The organism is Candidatus Bipolaricaulis anaerobius (genome assembly GCF_900465355.1).
GTDB classification, from domain to species: domain Bacteria; phylum Bipolaricaulota; class Bipolaricaulia; order Bipolaricaulales; family Bipolaricaulaceae; genus Bipolaricaulis; species Bipolaricaulis anaerobius.
Genome location: NZ_LS483254.1, coordinates 1194442 through 1214197 on the forward strand (window position 1 = coordinate 1194442; position 19756 = coordinate 1214197).

Consider the following 19756-nt stretch of genomic DNA (forward strand, 5'->3'; position numbering starts at 1 on the left):
CTCTGACCGCAGCCGCCTGGCGTGAACTCTACCCTCCCCGTTCATCCGGTATGTGCCTGTTGGGGGGGCGGGAGGTTCAATGGAGGAACCTCGGTCGGTCAAGCGGCGTCGTGGGAGGAGGCCACGGTTCGATCGCGCAAGGAGGAAGCCAGGGGCACGAAGAGGAACATTGGGCTTTTGATCGGCATCATGACCCTCCTCATGGGGACGCCAAGCGGCACCCAATCAGGTGGCACGGTTGACGCGCTCGCCCAGCAAACGCCCGCCGATGCGGGATCGCGGTGGAGGTGCTCCAAGACGGCACCGTCCTCCCGGGGTTCGTGGCCACCCCGGTGCGGATCGATGGCCCGGGCGCGGGGACCGTGGTCGGGGAGTACCCCACCCTAGCGGCGCCCGACCCTGACCACGTACCGGCTGAGAGCGGGGAACAGGCCGAGCCCCACCCCAAACAAGACCGCCGTGACGAGGGCAAACCGCAGGGCGGACATGTCAGCCACGCCCGTCACGTACCTCATCCCCTCGACCATGTACGTGAGGGGGACGGCGCGGCCCACCGCACGGAGGAACGCGGGCATGATCTCCAGGGGGAAGTAAACCCCTGACAGGAAGAGCATGATCTGGGCAAGGATGTTCGCCACCGTGCTCGCGCTGGTCGGACGGCGCACGACGAGGGCGATGAGCGTGCCCAACCCCATCGCCCCGCTGGTCGCCGCGATGACGAATACCGTGTACAGGCCCCAGTTCACCGCGAACTGAACGCGGAACAGGACCACGGCCAGGCCCAAGGTGATCGTGGTGGAGACGAACCCCACCCCCAGCCGCACCAGGCCGATCGCCCCGAGGAGGGCGGTGGGGGGCATCGGGGTCACGAGGAGGCGATCGAGGAGCCTTCGCTCCTTCATCTGGGTGATGTGCCCCGACACGGCGAGGAGCCCGGACATGAGGACCGAGAACGCCATGATCCCCGGCACGACCATCGTGAACCAGCCGGCCGGCGTTCGTCCAACGCTCACCCGCTCCACCTCGACCACCGGGGCCAATCCTTGCCGGCGCAGGTCGAGCTCCGCCGCGATCCCCTGGGCCACCTCGGCCAGGGCGTACCCCTCCTGAACGCGGGTGGGATCCTGGAGGAAGAGGAGCTCCTCCCCATCCCACACCAACCCCAGGCCGAGCACCTGCCCAGTGAGGTCAGCCTCGAGCTCGGCGCGGTCCTCATACGGCCGCACCGTCACCGTGTTCTGGGAGGAGAGGACCTCGTCGAGCAGGGCATCGCGTTCCCCGACGACGAGGAGGCCGAGGGTCACCTTCCCCCCGCCCTCGCCCCCTCCCCACACGAACCCAAAGATGATGATGAAGACGACGGGAAACAAGACGGTGAAGAACAGCGCGATCTTGTCCCGCAGGAAGACGAGGGCCTGCGTCCGGAGGAGCTGCCGGAACGCGGTCATCGGGCCACGTCCCACCGCAGGCGCCGCACGGCGACGGCCGCGGACAGGCCCGTCCACCCGAGGGGCACGAGGAACGTCAGGGGGAGAGGGAGGGTGGCCTGCCCTGCCCCGAGGGAGAAGCGGAGCCCTTCCGCGAGGTAGCTCAACGGGTTGAGGTAGAGGAGGACGCGCAGGAACAGCGGGAGATCCGCGACTGGGAAGAAGAGGCCGCTCAGGAACAGGATCGGCATGTTGATGATGTTGGCGATGGCCATCCCCGCTTGAGCTGTGTTGGCGAGCGAAGCGACGAAGAACCCGAACGCGAGGAACGTGACCGCCGCCAGGACGAGGTACCCGACGGCCAACGGCCGGGTGAACGCCACCGTGGCCCCGAACCCCACCCGGCCGAGGAGGACAACGAGGGTGAACTGGAGCCCGCACATCGCCAAGTACCCAAGCGCGAACCCGGCGAGGTACTGCAATACGCGGAGGGGGGTCACCCAGTAGCGGCGGAGGATCTTCAGATCCCGCGAGAAGAGGATCGTCCCCGACACGCTGAACAGCCCGCCCACGAAGAACGCCATGAGGACGATCCCCGGGAGGAGGAAGTCCACGTACGCCACGGGAGCACTGGAATCCCCGATCCACTCCGTGCGCACGGGGGTCGCGGCCTCTGGCTCGTAGAGACCGGCCCGGGTGAGGAGCTCCCGGTTCAGCCGCGCCAGGACCTGCTCCACGACATCCGCGGCCATGGTCGAGGCAGCGTTCGCCTCGCTCGAGTACACCTCAACCTGAGCAGGGGGGCCGGACCCGACCAGCGCCGCCAGCGCGGCGGAGCTGAACCCGGGCGGGATCACGATCAGGGCCGCAACGTCCCCCAGCCGGACCGCCTCCTTCTCCCGAGCGAGGAACCGCTCCGCATCCTCCCCAGAAGTGGGCTGGCGCAGGGTCAAGAGGGGCTCCTCCCCTACTCGGGGTGGGGCGGACAGGGAAACGAACACCTCCTCCACCACCGACGCGAACCCCTCCTCCCGGTCGAGGTTCGCAAGCGCGACAGGGAAATTCATCGTCCCCTCCTCCCCGAGGTGCCCGAACACGAGCGTCAGGACCGAGAGGAGAAGGAGCGGGAACACGACGAACCAAAACAGGGTCTCCTTTTGCCGCAACGCGGTCACGAGGGCGCACCGCGCCAGTTGGAGAACGGCCCTCACGCGCGGAGCCTCCTCCCGGTGAGGGAGAGGAACACGTCCTCCAGGTTCGGCTGGCGCACGACCATGTTCCGGAGGGGAATCCCTCGCTCTCGGGACCAGGAGAGGAGCCCCTCCAGGGCCGCCACCAGATCGGGCGTCGTCAGGGTCACCGTCGTCCCGTCCCCGTGTGCCTCCCCGGGAAGGCTCGCCAGGGCCTCCGGGCTGAGGTCGAACGCGTCGAACTCGATGAGCGTCTCCTGACCGAGGCTGGACGTGAGGTCGCGCGGGCTCCCGTGGGCGATCACGCGGCCGTGGTCCATGATGCACACCTCATCGGAGAGGGCCTCCGCCTCCTCCATGTAGTGGGTGGTGAGGACGATCGTTTTCCCCTCCCCCTTCAGGCGCTCGACGATCGCCCAGATGTTGTGGCGGGCTTGGGGATCGAGCCCGGTGGTGGGCTCGTCGAGGAACACAAGGTCCGGATCGTTGATGAGGGCAGCACCGAGGGCGAGACGCTGCTTCTGCCCTCCCGACAGGTGTCGCACCAGGCTTCCTGCCTTGTCCTCAAGCGCGATCTCAGCCAGGACCTCCGCCACCGGCCGCGGCCGATCGAAGAACGACGCGAACAGGGCGAGGACCTCCCGCACCCGGAGGTAGGGCTCGAACCCGCCCTCCTGGAGCAGCACGCCCATCCGCCCCTTCATCCCCGCCGTCACCCGCCGCACCCGGGCCCCGAACATCTCGATCTCGCCTTCGTCCGCGTCGCGGATCCCCTCGAGGATCTCCAGGGTCGTCGTCTTGCCGGCGCCATTGGGCCCAAGCAGGGTGAACACGGTCCCCACCCGGACCGCGAACGAGACCCCGTCCACGGCGTGGACGGTGCCGTAGCTCTTCTTGAGGTCGCGCACAGCGAGAAGCATCTGCGGATCGTTCGCCACGACCGCCCCCTTGCCCCCCCATATCGGGAAGGGCCGGCGGATCGTAGCGCCGCCGCCCTCGCTCCGCCACGGGAAGCCCGGGGGGCTCGGTATAATGCGAATATCCGGAAGGGGGGAGCGACCATGCCTGAAGAGGAACGCCGGCTGAGCGCGATCCTGATCACCGACATCGTCGGGTACACCCTCCTTGGGCAGACGAACGAGGACCTCTCGCTCAAGCTCCTCGAGGAACACGATGCCCTCTTGCGACCCCTGTTCTCCTCCCACGGCGGACGGGTGGTCAAGGCGATGGGCGACGGGTTCCTCGTCGAGTTCCCAAGCGCGCTCCAGGCCACGCGGTGCGCGATCGCGATCCAGGAGGCCCTCCACGCGCGGAACGCCTCTCAGCCCCCCGAGCGCCGGATCCGGATCCGGATCGGAGTCCATGTCGGGGATGTCGTCCACCGCCAGGGCGACCTGTTCGGGGACGGTGTGAACGTGGCGTCGCGGATCGCCCCGCTTGCTGAGCCGGAGGGAGTTTGCATCTCGGCCCAGGTGTACGATCACGTGTGGAACAAGGTGCACTTCCCGCTCGTGAGCATGGGAAGGCAAGCCTTGAAGAACGTCCGCGTGCCGACGGAGGTGTACGCGGTGGCGTTCCCCTGGTCCCAGGTGCGGCCGGAGGAACCGCGGCCGGTGGACCGCACGCGGATCGCCGTCCTCCCCCTGGCGAACACCAGTCCCGACCCAGCCGACGCCTTCTTCGCCGACGGGATGACAGAGGAGCTCATCTTCACCCTCTCCCGAATCCGCGGATTGCGCGTGATCGCCCAGACATCGGTCATGAAGTACAAGGGGACCAAGAAGTCCATCGCCGAGATCGCCCAGGAGCTGAGGGTGGCCACGGTGCTGGAGGGCAGCGTGCGCAAGGTGGACCACCAGCTGCGGATCAACCTCCAGCTCATCGATGCCCAGACCGAGGAACACCTGTGGTCGGAGGCCTATGACCGCAAACTCGAGGACGTGCTTGCTGTCCAGACCGAGATCGCGCGCAAGGTGGCGGAGATGCTTGAGGTGAAGCTCGTCGCCGGCGAGGAGCGACGCCTCCAGCCAGCGGGGGCGCGGGACGTGGACATCTACATGCTGTACCTGAAGGGTCGCCATTTCTGGAACCAGCGGTCCGAGAGTGGCCTCAAGCGAGCGATCGAGATCTTCCAGGACGTGATCGCGGCCGATCCGCACTACGCCCTCGCCTACGCTGGCTTGGCGGACTCCTACAGCGTGCTCGCCAGCCAAGGGCATCTGCCGGTGCACGAGGCGCTCCCCCTCGCCAAGGAGGCGGCACAGAAGGCCCTCGAGCTGGACGAGGACCTCGCTGAGGCGAACACGTCGCTGGCTCTCATCGAGTGGCTGTTCGAGCACGACACGGAGCGGGCGGCCACCCGGTTCAAGAAAGCGATCGAACAGAACCCAAACTATGCCACCGCTCGCCATTGGTACGCCAACCTCCTGAGCGACCTCGGCCGGACCTCGGAGGCCCTCGCCGAGATGAAGCGTGCCCTCGCCCTCGACCCCCTCTCCCCGATCATCAACATGGCCCTGTCCGCCATCCTCTGGGAGTCCGGGCAGTTCAGCGAAGCCCTCGATCAACACCGCCGGGCGCAGGCCCTCGCGGCCGACTTCGTGGAGGGCCATCTGTCCCTCGCTTCCGTCCTCCAGACGGCGGGGAAGTGGGCCGAGGCCGAGGCGGAGCTCAACAAGGCCCTCGATCTCGATCCCAACAGCAGCGCGGTGCGCCGGGCGTTCGCGGACCACCTCACGTTCCTCGGCCGCTTCGACGAGGCCCTGGAGACCATGAACAAGGTCCTCGTCATGGAGCCCGACTCACCGATCGCGAACCATACCTACGGGCGGTGCCTCGTCTTCGCCCGGCAGTACGAGGAGGCGATCGTCCAGCTTCAGCGGACCCTCGATCTCGATCCGGAATGGGTTCAGCCCCGCGTCACCCTCGGCATCGTGTACACCCTGCTCGGGCGGCACGAGCAGGCCCTGGAAGCATTCCGGAAGGCCGAAGCGAGGGTTGCCAAGACGGACCGGGTGCAGACCGAGATCCAAGCGTCCCGGGTCGTCACCTACGCCGGGATGGGGGAGACGACGACCGCCGAGGAGAACCTGCGGGCGCTGGAGAGAAGGGATTCCGGACTCGGCCACGCGTTCACGGTCGCCTCCGCTCACTTCGCCCTCGGGCACGTGGACGAGGGCCTGGCCTGGCTCGAGAAGTCCTTCCAGGCACGCGATCCGGGGCTACGCCTTCTCAAGGTCCATCCCTGGTTCGATAGCGCCCGGTCCGACCCCCGGTTCCAGGGCTACCTCGTCAAGATGGGGTTCCCCGAAGAGGCGCCCCCGGTGGCGGCGGGGTAGGCCGTTGGACCCCGAGGAGGTCTCGTCATCCATGATCCCCACGCCGGTTGCCGTGAAGGCCGTGCGAACCTACGATGAGGCGGAGATCCGCTCGGCCGTGGAGGCCGCGCTGGCCGCGATCGGAGGGGTGGACGACCTCCTCCGGCCGGACAGTCGGGCGTTCGTGAAGATCAACCACCTCTCCCCGCCATCCCCTCCCGAGCGGGGGATCGTCACCCATCCCACGTTCACGGGTGCGGTCCTCGCGGTCGTGCGGGACTACACGCCGCACATCACGGTGGGCGACGACCTCCACCCCTCGACTCCGGATGGGTTCGAAATCTCCGGGTACCGAGCTCTCGCGGAGCGGCTGGGGGTGAGGCTCGTCAACCTGCGGGAGGAGGGATTCACCCGTGTGGAGTGCGCGGGGGTGGTCCTAAAGGAGGTCTACCTCGCCCGCGCGGTCCGCGAAGCGGACGTCATCATCGATCTCCCTAAGCTGAAGACCCACTCCCTGACCCTGTTCACCGGCGCGGTGAAGAACATGTACGGCGTGATCCCCGGCGGGCTGCGCACCGCGTTCCACGGGCAGCACAAGGACCCCACCGAGTTCAGCCAACTCCTCGTGGACATCTTCGCTGCTGCCCAGCCCCAGCTCACGATCATGGACGGGATTGTGGCGATGGCGGGAGCAGGCCCGGCCAACGGGACGCTGCGCGAGCTCGGGGTGATCCTCGCCAGCCGCGATGCGGTGGCCGTGGACGCCGTGGCATCGCGGATCATCGGGCTCGATCCGCTCGCCGTGCGGACCACCCGCTACGCCCAGGAACGGGGGCTGGGAGCGAGGGACGTGGAGATCGTGGGCGAGCCGATCGCAACGGTCAGCGTCGCCGACTTCGCCCTCCCGCCGATCCCGGCGGGGGAGATTGTGGGCTGGGCCCCGCGGTTCCTGACGCAGTTCGTCACCCGCCAGCTTGCCGTCCGCCCCCAGATCGTGCGCCGGAACTGCGTGGGGTGCGGGGCCTGCGCCCGCATCTGCCCCACCGGCGCGGCCACCGTGACGATGGGGAAGGCGCACATCAACCGTGAGATCTGCATCCGCTGCATGTGCTGCCATGAGGTGTGCCGGTTCGACGCGATCGCCCTCCAGCGATCGCCCCTCGGACGGGCGCTCCACCCGTTCGCTCGGGCGCGGCGCCGTCGGAGGTAGGGTGAACCGCGAACTCCCCGAGTACACGGAAGGCGAGGAGATCGCGAACGCGGTCACCCACGCCGTGGCCACGGGACTCAGCCTGGCTGGCCTCGCCGCCCTCACCGTGCTCGGCGTGGTGCGGGGAGCGAGCGCGGGCCAGATCGCGAGCCTCGTCGTGTATGGGACAACCCTCGTCCTGACCCATCTCGCCTCGACCCTCTACCACAGCGTGCGGAACCGCCAGGCGAAGGCCGTGTTCCGGATCCTCGACCACGCCTCGATCTACCTCCTCATCGCCGGGACCTACACCCCATTCCTCGTGATCCGCCTCTGGAACCCATGGGGATGGGCGCTCCTCGGGGTCGTGTGGGCGATGGCCGCGGCGGGGGTCGTGTTCAAGTCCTTGTTCCTGGGGCGCCTGCGCAAGGCATCGGTCGTCACCTACGTCGCGATGGGATGGCTGATCGTGGTGGCAGCGAAACAGGTCCTGTCCCATGTTCCACTGGGGGCGCTCGTCCTCCTCCTCGCCGGTGGCGTGATCTACACCTTAGGGATCATCTTCTACGCGTGGAAGCGCCTTCCGTTCAACCACGCCATCTGGCACCTCATGGTGCTCGCGGGCGGGATGTGCCACTACTTTGCGATCTTCCTCTACCTCCTCCCCGCCCGGTAGGGTGTGAGCGCTATCATGCGCGGGATGGAGGGGAAACTCACATCGCCCACGGTCCTGCGGGAGGTCCTCTCCCGCCACGGGGTCCGGCTGCGCCCCGAACTCGGCCAGCACTTCCTCGCCGACGGGAACATCCTGGAGAGGATCGTTGAGTTGACCGAAGCAGGGGGGGATGAGACCGCGGTCGAGGTCGGCGCGGGCGCGGGAACCCTCACCGTGGCGCTCGCCCCGCGGGTGCGGGAGCTCGTGGCGGTCGAGGTGGATCGGCGGCTGATCTCGGTCCTGGAGGAGACAACCGCCGCTCACCCCAACGTGCGGGTCCTCCCCGGGGATTTCCGCGGGTTCCCGCTCAGCTCGCTCGGGGAACGGATCCTCCTCGTGGGGAACCTCCCCTACGGGATCACAAGCGATGTCCTCGTGAAACTCATCCGCGAGCGGGAGGCGGTGGAGCGGGCGGTAGTCATGGTCCAGCGGGAGGTCGGGGAGAAGCTCGTCGCCCCCCCCGGACCGGAGGCGAGCCGGCTCGGGGTCCATCTCCGTGCCTACTTCGACGCTGAGGTGGTGCGGAAGGTGCCGCGGACCGTGTTCTTCCCCCCGCCGGCGGTGGACTCGGCCCTCATCCGGCTGCGGAAGCTCCCCGTGCCGCACGTCACGGCGCCGGAGCCGGCGTTCGAGCGGGCGCTCTCCCTCATCTTCTCCGGCCGGCGGAAGACCCTCCGTCGCGCCCTCCTCGGGCAGCTCTCGGCTGCGGAGGCGGATCGGATCCTGGCCGAGGCTAGGTTGGACGGCCGAGTGCGCGGCGAGGCCCTGCCCCTCGAAGCCGTGGACCGCCTGGCCCATACCCTTGACCCCGGCGGGACGAGATGATGGCCCAGGGCTCTAGAGACGGGGGGCACGATGATCAGCTGTCGGGGAGCGGCGAAGACCTATGTGGTGCGGGAGCGGGCGGGGCTTCTCGGCCGCAACGCGGACGAAGGCCTCCGCCCACTCGGACGAGCGGCCCTTCGCCGTTGCCTGGAGCACGGGGGAACCGTCGCCTCAGGCCCATGACCGACGGGGGGCTGCTCACGCGGATGCGGGATCTGCTGACGAGGGAGGGGCGGCTCATCTCCCTCCCTGCGGACCGGACCACAGTGTTCGTGGGCGACACACACGGGGACTGCGATGCGACCGAGCGGGTGCTGGACAAGTTTCCCCCCCGCGAGCACGTCCTCGTGTTCCTCGGGGACTACGTGGACCGGGGGCCGGATTCGCTCGGCAACCTCCGCCTCCTCCTTGAGGCCAAGCTCGCCCACGGGGGCCACGTGGTCCTCCTCATGGGCAACCACGAGGGGTGGGCGGTCCAGCAGTTCGCGCCGGCCGACTTCTGGGAGCGCCTCCGGCCCCCGGAGGCCGCGGCGTGGGGGGAGGTCCTCGCCGGGCTCCCGTTCGCCGCTCACCACCCCATCGGCCTCCTCGCCCTCCATGGGGCTCTGCCCGATGTGGAGAAGCTCGCCGACATCGCCCGCATCCAGCTCGGCTCAGCGGCGTGGCGGGCGCTGGCGTGGGGAGACTGGGAGGACCGCCCCGGCCCTGCCCTCAAAGCGCTCCCCTCCGGCCGTCCGGCGTTCGGAGGGGACCACTTCCGCCGCGTCGCGGATCGCCTCGGAATTCGCGCCCTCGTCCGCTCCCACCAGCCCTCGGCCCCCTTGTACCTGTACGGCGACCGGTGCCTCACCCTGTTCACCTCCCGCGCCTACGGGGGAACGGTCCGGCGGGTGGCCGTCCTCCGTCCGGGGCAGACGGTAGCCACGGCGCGGGACCTCGAACTCGTCGAGATCTAGGCCGGCGGCCCCTGGTCAGGGAGGGGCTGGAACACGGTGCCCCGGTAGCGGCGCAGCTCCTCGATCGATTCCAGGACATCGGGGAGGGCACGGTGCTTGGCGTTCGCTCCGTTGGCGGGGACCCGGTCGGGGTACCAGCGGCGGACGATCTCCTTGATCGAGCTCACGTCCACCTGGCGGTAGTGGAGATAGGCGTTGAGGCGCGGCATGTGACGGGCGAGGAACCGGCGGTCGAAGCACACCGAGCTCCCGGCGAGCGGACACGCTCGGGGCGGGCAGTACTTGCCCACGAGGGCGAGGGCGGCCGCCTCGGCCTGGGCAAGGGTCGTCGTGGACCGGCGCACCTCCTCCAGCAACCCCGACGCCTGGTGCTGCTCCTGGACCCAGTCGTCGAGGCCCACGAGCGCGTCGTTGGGGTGGTGCACGACGAGCGATCCCTGGGCGAGCAGGTTCAGATGCTTGTCGGTGATGACGACCGCGATCTCGAGGATCACGCTCGTCTCCGGATCGAGACCGGTGGTCTCGAGGTCTATCCACACGATGTTCTCTCGGTACCGCATGGTGGGCCGTATGTCCTTTCTCTTCCCGGTCAGGCTCGGCCGTCGTGCCCTCGCTTGCCACGAAGCCACGGGAGGGCTACCGTACCGGGCGATGATGCCCGCACGGCTGCCCGTTGGCCAGCGGTGGGTGGAAAAGCCTATCCCCTACGATATTGGACCGGTTCCAGACATCGCCCTGCCCCGGTTTCGCCTGCGCCTGTTCGGCGCGGTGGGGCATCCCGGCGAGCTGAGCTGGGACGAGCTCCTCCGCCTCCCCCAGACCACCGTTCAGGCTGACTTCCACTGCGTGACGGGGTGGAGCGTGCCGGACCTCGTGTGGGAGGGGATCCCCACCGGGGCGATCGTGGACCTCGTCCGCCCCCACCCGGGCGTGACGTGGGTGATAGCCTACGGCCGGGAGGGGTACACGACGAACGTCCCCTATCCCCAGTTCCAGGATGCCCACAGCCTCCTCGCCCACCGGCTGAACGGAGCCCCGTTGCCTCCGGAACACGGGGCCCCGCTGCGCCTCGTCGTTCCCTCCCTCTACGCCTGGAAGAGCGCGAAGTACCTTTCGGCCCTGGAATTCCTGACGAGCTTCCGCCGCGGACACTGGGAAGCGCGAGGCTACCACGACGTCGGGGACCCGTGGCGCGAGGAACGGTTCCGATCCTAGAGGGACGACCACCAGTACCCGTTCATCGGCCCGAACCGCGAGAACGGCCACACCCGGAAGAACGGAGCCCCGATCAACTCCTCCTCCGGCACGAACCCCCAATAGCGGGAGTCGTAGGAGTTCATCGTGTTGTCCCCGAGGACGAAGTAGTGCCCCCGCGGGACGTGGGTGGGGGCAATCCCGTACTGCATCCCCGCCCCTTGGGTCCAGTAGGTTCGCTCGGCGACAGCGGCGAGGGGGGACCCGTCCACGATGATCTTGCCCCCCACGATCTGCACGGTCTGGCCGCCCACGGCGATGAGCCGCTTCACGTACCGCTCGCGCCGCGTGCGGTACTCGATCCCGAGCCCACGGAGATCCTGGACTCCGTCGGGAACGGAGACCGAGAGCTCCTTGTGCCCAACGCCCTCCCGGAGGACGACGAACGCGAGCTCACCCCCTTGGGCGGCCTCGATCCGCCGGTCGGCGGTGCGCACCGCGGGCACGGGCTCCCCGCCGATCCCGATCGTCGGGTACTGGACATGGGTGATCCAGTCCTTGGCTTGAATCCCGGCCAGGGCCGCCGGGCTGCCCGGCTCGACCGCCGTGACCTGCATCTCCTCCAGTTGCCAGAACACGATCACCCGGCCCGGCACCGGGTCGCGGAAGTGATAGGTGAGGATGTCCACGAAGAACGAGTCCCCGGGGGCGATCGTGGGGTTCATGGACCCTGTGGGGACCGTCATCCGGACGGTGACGAAGTTGATCGTGAGGAGGAAGATGATCCCCACCTCGACGATCGTCTCCGCCCACCCCAGCCAGTACTCCGTGCGGTGAGAGAGGCGCACCCCGCGCCGCCGGAGGAGGCGCACGATCCAGGGCGGTTTCTTCTCCTTCTTGGGCTTTCGCTGCGGCGAGGGGCTCATTCGATCTTGTGGATGCGGCTCACCCGGCGCAGCCAGTAGGGGCGGCTCTTGCGCACCGCGTTGCGCTTGACCACTTCGATCCGCTCCAGCCGCGGCGAGTGCACGGGGACGGTGCGCTCCACGCCCACCCCGGCCGCGACCTTGCGGACCGTCATCATCGTCCGCGTCCCGGAGCCGGAGATCTTGAGCACGACCCCTTCGAAGGGCTGCAGCCTCTCCCGCGCCCCCTCCGCTACCTTCTCGTAGAAGCGCACGATGTCCCCGGGCCGGAAGTCGGGAATCTCCCGTACCTGTTCAACCTCGAGGGCGTGGATGAGATCGTCCATACCGGTCATACTTCCTCTCCTTTCAACCGATCCAAGATGATGGCCACCGCGGCCCGCACCGAGAGGTAATTGTACCCGCGCCCGCGCACCGGGGGGAGGAGGGCATCGCACGCGGCGAGGAGCTCATCGGCCATGCCGTTCCCCGTCCCGAACGCAAGGAGGACCGGCTTCTCCCGGACGAGGGCCCGCGCCTCGTCCCAGCTCAGGCGAGGGTAGGGGAGGCCGCTCCGCGCGCTCGTCCCCCACAACAGCGGGGGCTGGCCCTCCGCCGCGGAGATCTCGTCAAAGCACTCCTCGATCTCCTCGCGCACCGCGACGAGGGACACCGCCTCACGGCGGTTGGAGGACTCCTCCTCTTCCATCCAGAAGCTGCGGAGCCGCTCCGCGATCCGCCGCTGGCTGGCGAGAGGGGTGACCACGTAGTAGCGGGAGGCGCCGTAGGTGCGGGCCGTACGGGCGATATCGGGCACGTTGATCGAGGTCAGGGCAGTGGCCACGATCCCGCCCTCCCGGCTCCGCATCGGGAAGTGGAGGAGGGCGATGTAGAGGTTCCCCATGGTGGGGAAGGGTAAAAGAGGACGGCGGTTGGGGCAAGGGAACCCCATGTCTTTTGCCCGGCGCGGGGGTCGCGGGTAGACTGGCGCGCCATGCGCTCCCGGCGATCCTTCCTCCTCGCGGCGGCGGTCCTCGCCCTCGATCAGGGCACCAAGGCCTGGGCAGGGCGAACCCTCCCCGGGGGGGGATCCCGATCGTACCTCGGCGGCCTGGTTCGCCTGACGCTGGTCCACAACCCCGGTGGCGCGTTCGGCCTCTTCCCAGAGCATAGCGGGGCGTTCATCGCCGTGTCCGCGGTCGTCGTGGCGGCCCTGGCCGTGCTCCTCCTCCTCGGGCGGTGGCGCCCGTTGGGCCGCGTGGGGAGCGCGCTCCTCCTCGGGGGGGCGGCGGGGAACCTCGTGGATCGGGTGCAGTGGGGGTACGTGCTCGACTTCCTCCAGGTCCCGGGGTTGCCTGTGTTCAACGCCGCCGACGTGGCGATCGTGGTCGGGGCAGGGCTGCTCGCGGTGGCGCTCCTTGGGGGAGGGAAGGCGAAGTGAAACCTCTCTTCGTCGTGCTTGAAGGCCCTGACGCGTCGGGGAAGTCCACCCAGCTCCATCTGGTCGCGGATGCCCTCGCGGCGAAGGGGGTCCCCGTCCTTGCTACCCGCGAGCCGGGGGGGACGCCCCTCGGCGAGCATCTGCGGGACCTCGTCCTCTCCCCCAACTCCGCGATGAACCCCCTCACCGAGCTCCTCCTCATCATCGGGGCCCGGCACGAGCACGTGGAGAAGGTCATCCGCCCGGCGCTGGGGGAAGGGAAGTGGGTCCTCTGCTCCCGCTACACCCTGTCCTCGCTCGCCTACCAGGGGTGGGGCCGCGGGCTCGACCTCGACCTCATCCGTCACCTGAACCAACTCGCCACCGGCGGCCTTGAGCCGGACTACGTCTTCCTCCTCGATCTCCCCCCCGGGGTCGCCTACGAGCGGACGCGGGAGCGGGATCGGTTCGAGGGTGAGGGGCTCGAGTTCTTCACCCGGGTCCGGGTGGGATACCTCGAACTGATCCGCTCCGTGCCGCGGGCCTACGTGATCGATGCCACCCTGTCCCAACAGCGCGTGCTCGGGGAGATCCTGGCCCACCTTCCTCTCCCTGGGATATGATCTCTCCGTCAAGGAGGGTCCATGGAGATCGTCTGCCGGCGTGAGGATCTGGTGTTCGGGGTGAGGACCGTCAGCCATGCTCTGGGCGGGCGGACCGCGATGCCCATTCTGGGGGGGATCCGCTGCCAGGGGGAGGGAACGGGGGTCGAGCTGACCGCGACCGACCTCGAGCGGTCCATCCGGTGCCGGATCGCGGCCCAGGTGAACGGCGCGGGGACCGTCGTCCTGCCGGGGCAGGTCCTCTCCCAGCTCGTGGGCCGCCTCCCCGAGGCGGAGACGGTCGAGCTGCGGGAAGAGAATGGACAGGCCCGCCTCACGTGTGGCCGGGCGAGGTTCGATCTCCTCACCCTCCCCCCCGACGACTTCCCCGCGGGGGCGCGGCCGGAGGGGAAGCCGGTGGGAAGTATGTCGCTTCCCACGCTCCTGCAGGGCATTTCCCAGACCACGTTTGCCGCCCTGCGGGCCTCCGAGACGACCCGCCTCGCCCTCACCGGAGTGGACATCGTGCTCCGCGACGGGGCAGCCAAGCTCGCCGCCACGAACGGGTACCGGCTGGCGATCAAGAAGGTCCCCGTGGATGGCCTGGCGGAGGACTACGAGGGGTCGTTCCTCGTGGACGCGACGGTGTTGGGCGACCTGTCGCGGGTCCTGGCTGGGGTGAGCGAGGAAGAAGTGGCCATCTACACTGACGCGGGCCAGCTCCACTTCGCGGCCGGGCCGGTGTTCTTCTCCTGCCGGACGATCCAGGAGCAGTTCCCCGACTTCGAGCGCGTCGTGCCCAAGGATAGCGAGATCGGCCTCTTCGCCCCACGAGCTGAACTCCTCGACATCCTACGCCGGTTGGAGCTGTTCGCGGCCGAGGAGTCGGGGGCGGTGAACCTCAAGGTGGCCGGGCCCGAGCTCGAGCTGGCCGCGGCATCGAAGGACAAGGGCCAGGGCCAGGAGTCGGTTCAGCTCCTCAAGACCCCCCAAAAGAGCATGGAGATCGCGTTCCGGGCGGAGTACTTGATTGACGCCCTGCGGAGGATGGAGTCGGATCAGGTTGCGCTGTGGCTGTCAGCGCCGGAGCGGGCGGGGCTGATCGAACCGGCGGGGGAGATCGCCGCCGGGGACGCGGGGTTCATCTACGTGTGCATGCCGGTCAGGCTCCTTTAAGCCTTCCCTCGGCGTGAGCGATCGCGCTCTCGATCGCGTGCGGCAGGGCCTGCCAAGCAGGCCCTCCTCCCTGGGCGAACGTGGGGCGGCCGCCCCCCTTCCCACCGAGCGCCGCGGACGCGAGGCGGACGAGGTCCCCTGCGCTCACCCGTGGCTCGTCCACGACCTTCGCCACGACGATCGCCCGCTCGGCATCGCAGGCTCCGACCACAACCACGGACCGGCCGAGCCGGGCGGCGAGCGCGTCCGCGACCCGTTTTGCCTCCTCCGCTCCCCCCTCCACGATCGTGCTCACGAGCTTCGTCCCTCCCACCTCGCGCGCCGCGGTGAGGACCTGCTCCGACCGGAGCGAGGCGAGCTCCTCCTCGAGGGCCGCGACGCGGCGACGCAGGGAACGCGCTTCGTCGAGCGACCTCCGGATCCCGGCGAGGGCCTCCGCCTCGGGCACCCCGACCAGGTTCGCGATCTCGCGTCGCTCCTCGCGCAGACGGGAGAGGTAGCGATGGGCGGCCTCGCCGACGAGGGCGCGCAGCCGACGCGTTCCCGCCGCCACCGCCTCCTCGGAGAGGAGGACGATCGGGCCGATCTCCCCCGTGCGGCGGACGTGGGTCCCCCCGCACAGTTCCCTGGACACCCCCGGCACCTCCACCACACGCACGCGGTCCTTCCCCCGGTACTCCTCCTCGAAGTGGGCGATCGCGCCGCGCTTCTTCGCCTCAGCGAGCGGCAGTTCCTCCACGCTCACCGCGAGGTCCTGGAGCACGGGGGCGAACGCAAGCTCCTCGACCTGGGCGAGCTCAGCGGGCGACAGGGCGGAGAAGTGGGTGAAGTCGAACCGGAACTCCTCCGGACCGACCGACGACCCGGCTTGGATCACGTGCTCCCCCACCACCCGGCGCAAGGCAGCGTGGAGGAGGTGGGTCGCGGTGTGGGCCCGCTCGATCCTCCGCCGCCGCGCCTCGTCCACGATGAGCCGGCACCGGTCGCCGAGACGGAACTCACCTTCCGTCACTCGGACGGTGTGGAGCGTGCCGTGGGGCGACTTCTGTACATCCAGAACCTCAGCTCGTCCCGGTCGGGTCAGGTTCTCGATCCAGCCGGTGTCCGCGACCTGCCCGCCCCCTTCGGCGTAGAACGGGGTCCGCTCGAACAGAAGCGGCCCCCCTTCTGCCGCGGCGAGGCACGTGGCCTCCACCTGGAGCGTTCCGTACCCAACGAATTCCGTCTCCCGCTTCACAGGGGCGGGAGTCAAGCCCTCCCCCGAGGCCACGCCGCTCCCCCCGTGAACGTTCCGGGAGCGCTCCCGCTGGGCTTCCATCTCCTGGGCGTAGCCCGCGTGGTCGACTGAGAACCCTTGTTCCAGAGCGATCTCTTCCGTGAGCTCGGGCGGGAAGCCGTAGGTATCGTAGAGCTCGAACACCACTCGGCCAGGTATCCTCCCCCCGTGGGGCAGCCCGGCCAGCACCTCGCGCAGGCGGGCCTCTCCCGCACGGAGCGTCCTCCGGAACGTCCTTTCCTCGTGGGAAATGACCTGTCGAACGAGGGAACGCCGCTCCTCGATCTCGGAGTAGATGGGCCCGAACGAGCTCACCACCGGTTCAACGAGAGTGCGAAGCTGCCCCTCCTTGAGCCCGAGCTCATCCGCCGCCCGCACCATCCGCCGCAGGATCCGCCGCAGCACGTACCCCTGGGCCTCGTTCCCTGGCCTCACCCCATCGGAAACGAGGAACACGACCGCCCGGATGTGGTCGGCGATTAGGTTCCGCAGCCGGAGATCGCTCCGGCGGGCCGCGGCGGTGATCGCCTCAACAATCGGCCGGAACAGGTCCGTATCGAAGTTCGAGTGCACCCCTTCGATCACAGCCGTCATCCGCTCGAGGCCCATCCCGGTGTCGATGTTCTTTTGGCCAAGCTCGCGCAGCGTCCCATCGGCTCCCGCGTCGTACTGCATGAACACGAGGTTCCAGATCTCGGAGAACCTTCCGCAGTCGCAGGCCGGCCCACAGTCGGGTCCGCAGGGTGGGAGGCCCCAGTCCCAGAAGATCTCCGTGTCCGGGCCACACGGGCCGCGGTCGCCCACCGGCCCCCACCAGTTGTGGTCCTTCCCCAGGCGGACGATCCTTGGGGCGGGGATCCCCACCACGTCCCGCCAGATCGTATACGCCTCGTCGTCATCCTCGTACACGGAGACCCACAGGCGGTCGGGGGGAAGCGAAAGCTCGCGGGTGAGGAACCGCCACGCCAGTTCGATCGCTCCCTCCTTGAAGTAATCGCCGAAGCTGAAGTTCCCGAGCATCTCGAAGAACGTGTGGTGGTAGGCGGTCGTCCCCACCCGCTCGATATCGGTGGTGCGGAAGCACTTCTGGCAGGTCGTGACACGGGGATGGGTCGGGGCGATCCTCCCCCAGAAGATGTCCTTGAACTGGACCATCCCCGCTCCCGTGAAGAGGAGCGTTGGGTCCGCGGGGACGAGGCTCGCCGACGGGAGGACGACATGGCCCTCGCGGCGGAAATAGTCGAGGTAAAGTTGGCGCAGTTCGTGGCCCGTCATGGGAGGATTGTCGGTCCGGCGTGCGCTGGCCGCCACAGGCGGCCCACGAGAAGCCACGTCCCGAACGCCATAATGAGGAGGACGCTCACCACCTGAGCCGCCCGGAACGGGCCAAGCCACAGGGCATCCCCGCGGAAGAACTCGCACGCGAACCGCACCGCCCCGTAGCCGATGAAGTACGTGGCGGCCAGGAACCCATCCTTCGCCGGCCGCGTGCGCAGCTTCCAGAGGAGGGCGAAGAGGAGGAGGTTCCCAAGGGCCTCGTACAGCATCGCGGGGTGGAGGGGGAGACCGGGGTAGGTCGCGCCGGCGGGGGACGAGGCGGGGAACACGATCCCCCACGGGAGGTTCGTCGGGGTCCCGAACGCGTCGCCGTTCAGGAAGTTCCCGATCCGACCCAGCACCTGCCCGAGGATGAGGGCGGGAACCACCGCGTCGGCAAGGCGCCAGAACGGGACCCTCTTCCAGCGGGCGACGATGAGGAGCCCCACCACGCCGCCGATGATCCCGCCGTGGATCGCCAGCCCCCCGTGCCAGATCATGAACACCTCCCACGGCGCGCTGCGGTACCAGTCCCACTGGAAGGCCACGTAGTACAGGCGCGCGAACAGGATCCCGAGGGGGATGACGACGAGGAAGAGGTCGAGCACGTCATCGGGCTGCGAGAACACCCCGCGGCGGCGGGCCTCCGCGCGGACGATGAAGTACCCGAGCACGAACGAGATCACGTACATGAGGCCGTAGTACCGGATTTCAATCGGCCCCAACCTCAGGAAGATGGGATGCATCAACGGTCACCGAGCGGCCATTATAATGGGATCGTGATCAGGGGGAGGCGCTGGCTGGGGGCGCTGGGAGCGGGTCTTCTCCTGTGGGCGTCGTTCTTCCCCGGGCTGGGGTGGCTCGCTTGGCTCGCCCTCGTCCCCCTCTTGTGGGCCCTTGATGAGGCGGGAACGAAGCGCGGGTTAGGCCTCGGCGCCCTGTGTGGGGTCGTGTTCTTCGGGCTCGAGTTCTCGTCCCTTTCCTCCCTCTCGCCGTTCGTGGGCGCGATGGTGGTCCCGATATGCCTCGCCCTCGCGGTGTACGGGGGACTGTTCCTCGCCCTGTTCGGGGCGGTGGCCGGGCGGTGGAGCTCCCCCTTCGTGTGGGCGGGGGGATGGGTCCTCGTCGAGGCCCTCCGCGCGGCCGGGCCGTTGGGGGTCACGTTGGGGAGCGTGCCGGGGACGATGGCGGGCGGGCCGTTCCTCCCCGCGGCGGCCTGGGGCGGGCCGTGGCTCCTCTCGCTCGGGGTGGCTTGGACGGCGGGGTGCCTCGCCTGCGGCGTGCGCCAGCGACGGTGGCTCCCATGGGCGGCGCTCGGCCCCCTCGCCCTGTTCGTCGTGAGCGTCGTCCCATCCGGAACGCGGGACGGAGGGACCCTCACCGTGGCCCTCATCCAGCCGAACATCGCCAAGCTCGAACAACTCGACCCAAACCTCCTCCCGGCCCACCTCGCCCTCTACCAGGAGCTCCTCGCCCAGGTTGCGCCCCCCGTGGACCTGATCGCCCTCCCCGAGAACGTGCGGCCGTGGCTCCTCGCCGAGCGGGACCACCTGGCCCTGTTCCAAGGCGCGGCGATCGAGGTGGGGGCGTCCGTCCTTGTGGGGACAGCGGAGTTCCGCGAGGGGAAGATCTACAACACGGTCCTCGTCCTCTCCCCCCGCGGGGAGGTCACGGGCACGTACGCCAAGACCCGCCTCGTCCCGTTCGGGGAGTATGTGCCGGGGCGGGGCCTCTGGGAGAAGATCGGGCTCGGCCCGCTCATCGCTCCGCTCCTCCCGTTCGACCAGACCCCCGGGGAGGAGGTGCGCCCGGTGGGGAACCTGGGGATCATGATCTGTTTTGAGTCCACGTTCCCCGGGGTCAGCCGTGAGCTCGTGCAGGCGGGAGCGGAGGTCCTCCTCGTCCCCACCAACGATGCCTGGTTCGGGGAGACGCGCCTCCTGTGGGAGCACTACGCGCTGGGGGCGCTCCGGGCAGCGGAGACGGGGCGGGCGCTCGTTCAGATCGGCCAGACCGGGGTAAGCGGCGGATGGGGGCCGCGGGGGGAGGACCTCGGCCGGCTTCCCCCCCGGACGAGGGGGACCACCGTCCTGGAGGTCCCGTTACGGACAGGCTCAACCCCCTACGTGCGCGTGGGGGACGGGCCGGTGCTCGGCCTGGCCGGGGCCCTCCTCGTCCTCGGGCTCAGGACAAAGCGGCCCCGCTCGGGGCGGGGCCGCGAAGGTCGGCTGCGAACCTAGGAGGGGA

At 69.1% G+C, this 19756-nt stretch carries 19 protein-coding genes; 10 read left to right on the forward strand and 9 right to left on the reverse strand.

All coding sequences use genetic code 11. From position 1 onward, the window contains the following. Positions 1-383: 383 nt before the first annotated feature. The 3 genes from BARAN1_RS05795 to BARAN1_RS05805 are packed head-to-tail and all read right to left on the reverse strand — an operon-like array spanning position 384 to position 3537. The gene (locus tag BARAN1_RS05795) at positions 384-1448 is read right to left on the reverse strand and encodes an ABC transporter permease (RefSeq protein WP_122031604.1); all 1065 of its coding nucleotides are present in this window, start codon (positions 1446-1448) and stop codon (positions 384-386) included. Then, the gene (locus tag BARAN1_RS05800) at positions 1445-2638 is read right to left on the reverse strand and encodes an ABC transporter permease (RefSeq protein ID WP_157959521.1); all 1194 of its coding nucleotides are present in this window, start codon (positions 2636-2638) and stop codon (positions 1445-1447) included. The genes BARAN1_RS05795 and BARAN1_RS05800 overlap by 4 nt, the downstream gene beginning before the upstream one ends. After that, positions 2635-3537, reverse strand: a complete 903-nt coding sequence (locus BARAN1_RS05805; protein ID WP_122031606.1) for an ABC transporter ATP-binding protein — start codon at positions 3535-3537, stop codon at positions 2635-2637. Before BARAN1_RS05805 ends, BARAN1_RS05800 begins: the two co-directional genes overlap by 4 nt. 141 nt (positions 3538-3678) lie before the next feature. Here BARAN1_RS05805 and BARAN1_RS05810 point away from each other — a divergent pair, with 141 nt between their 5' ends. The 5 genes from BARAN1_RS05810 to BARAN1_RS05830 all read left to right on the forward strand — a co-directional run bounded on the left by BARAN1_RS05810 (position 3679) and on the right by BARAN1_RS05830 (position 9619). Then, the gene (locus BARAN1_RS05810) at positions 3679-5955 is read left to right on the forward strand and encodes a tetratricopeptide repeat protein (RefSeq protein WP_122031607.1); all 2277 of its coding nucleotides are present in this window, start codon (positions 3679-3681) and stop codon (positions 5953-5955) included. Between the two features lie 31 nt (positions 5956-5986). Continuing rightward, positions 5987-7144: a DUF362 domain-containing protein gene (locus BARAN1_RS05815; RefSeq protein WP_122031608.1), complete on the forward strand. Its 1158-nt coding sequence runs from the start codon at positions 5987-5989 to the stop codon at positions 7142-7144. Position 7145: 1 nt separating this feature from the next. Further along, entirely contained in the window at positions 7146-7799 is a 654-nt protein-coding gene (gene trhA / locus BARAN1_RS05820) for a PAQR family membrane homeostasis protein TrhA (RefSeq protein ID WP_231944254.1), read from the forward strand. Between the two features lie 24 nt (positions 7800-7823). Then, the gene (gene rsmA / locus BARAN1_RS05825; protein ID WP_157959522.1) at positions 7824-8663 is read left to right on the forward strand and encodes a 16S rRNA (adenine(1518)-N(6)/adenine(1519)-N(6))-dimethyltransferase RsmA; all 840 of its coding nucleotides are present in this window, start codon (positions 7824-7826) and stop codon (positions 8661-8663) included. Between the two features lie 206 nt (positions 8664-8869). Next, positions 8870-9619, forward strand: a complete 750-nt coding sequence (locus tag BARAN1_RS05830) for a metallophosphoesterase family protein (RefSeq protein ID WP_157959523.1) — start codon at positions 8870-8872, stop codon at positions 9617-9619. Here BARAN1_RS05830 and orn read toward each other — a convergent pair. Beyond that, the gene (gene orn, locus BARAN1_RS05835) at positions 9616-10179 is read right to left on the reverse strand and encodes an oligoribonuclease (RefSeq protein ID WP_122031612.1); all 564 of its coding nucleotides are present in this window, start codon (positions 10177-10179) and stop codon (positions 9616-9618) included. The genes BARAN1_RS05830 and orn overlap by 4 nt on opposite strands. A gap of 10 nt (positions 10180-10189) precedes the next feature. Between orn and BARAN1_RS05840 the strand changes: the two genes are divergently transcribed. Continuing rightward, a complete protein-coding gene (locus BARAN1_RS05840) occupies positions 10190-10834 on the forward strand; it encodes a molybdopterin-dependent oxidoreductase (RefSeq protein WP_231944255.1) in 645 nt (214 codons plus the stop codon). On the opposite strand, the gene lepB is transcribed toward BARAN1_RS05840, so the two are convergent. From lepB to BARAN1_RS05855, 3 genes are read right to left on the reverse strand one after another with little or no spacing between them, the layout of a single operon-like run. Further along, entirely contained in the window at positions 10831-11739 is a 909-nt protein-coding gene (gene lepB / locus BARAN1_RS05845; RefSeq protein WP_122031614.1) for a signal peptidase I, read from the reverse strand. The two genes, BARAN1_RS05840 and lepB, sit on opposite strands and share 4 nt — an antisense overlap. Continuing rightward, positions 11736-12074 carry a 50S ribosomal protein L19 gene (gene rplS, locus BARAN1_RS05850; protein WP_269460763.1) on the reverse strand — a complete coding sequence of 113 codons (339 nt, stop codon included), beginning with the start codon at positions 12072-12074 and terminating at the stop codon, positions 11736-11738. Before rplS ends, lepB begins: the two co-directional genes overlap by 4 nt. After that, positions 12071-12622 carry an RNA methyltransferase gene (locus BARAN1_RS05855; protein WP_157959524.1) on the reverse strand — a complete coding sequence of 184 codons (552 nt, stop codon included), beginning with the start codon at positions 12620-12622 and terminating at the stop codon, positions 12071-12073. Before BARAN1_RS05855 ends, rplS begins: the two co-directional genes overlap by 4 nt. 90 nt (positions 12623-12712) lie before the next feature. On the opposite strand from BARAN1_RS05855, the gene BARAN1_RS05860 reads away from it, so the two are divergent. The 3 genes from BARAN1_RS05860 to dnaN are packed head-to-tail and all read left to right on the forward strand — an operon-like array spanning position 12713 to position 14916. After that, on the forward strand, positions 12713-13159 hold the full coding sequence (locus BARAN1_RS05860; protein WP_122031617.1) for a signal peptidase II: 447 nt from the start codon (positions 12713-12715) through the stop codon (positions 13157-13159). After that, on the forward strand, positions 13156-13761 hold the full coding sequence (gene tmk / locus BARAN1_RS05865) for a dTMP kinase (protein ID WP_122031618.1): 606 nt from the start codon (positions 13156-13158) through the stop codon (positions 13759-13761). The genes BARAN1_RS05860 and tmk overlap by 4 nt, the downstream gene beginning before the upstream one ends. 21 nt (positions 13762-13782) lie before the next feature. Next, positions 13783-14916, forward strand: a complete 1134-nt coding sequence (dnaN, locus tag BARAN1_RS05870; protein ID WP_122031619.1) for a DNA polymerase III subunit beta — start codon at positions 13783-13785, stop codon at positions 14914-14916. Here dnaN and alaS read toward each other — a convergent pair. Continuing rightward, a complete protein-coding gene (gene alaS, locus BARAN1_RS05875) occupies positions 14903-17467 on the reverse strand; it encodes an alanine--tRNA ligase (RefSeq protein ID WP_122031620.1) in 2565 nt (854 codons plus the stop codon). The genes dnaN and alaS overlap by 14 nt on opposite strands. Next, positions 17464-18255: a prolipoprotein diacylglyceryl transferase gene (lgt, locus tag BARAN1_RS05880; RefSeq protein ID WP_122031621.1), complete on the reverse strand. Its 792-nt coding sequence runs from the start codon at positions 18253-18255 to the stop codon at positions 17464-17466. The genes alaS and lgt overlap by 4 nt, the downstream gene beginning before the upstream one ends. Before the next feature lie 33 nt (positions 18256-18288). On the opposite strand from lgt, the gene lnt reads away from it, so the two are divergent. After that, complete coding sequence (lnt, locus tag BARAN1_RS05885; protein ID WP_157959525.1) at positions 18289-19749, forward strand: apolipoprotein N-acyltransferase; 1461 nt, start codon at positions 18289-18291, stop codon at positions 19747-19749. Positions 19750-19756 lie beyond the last annotated feature (7 nt).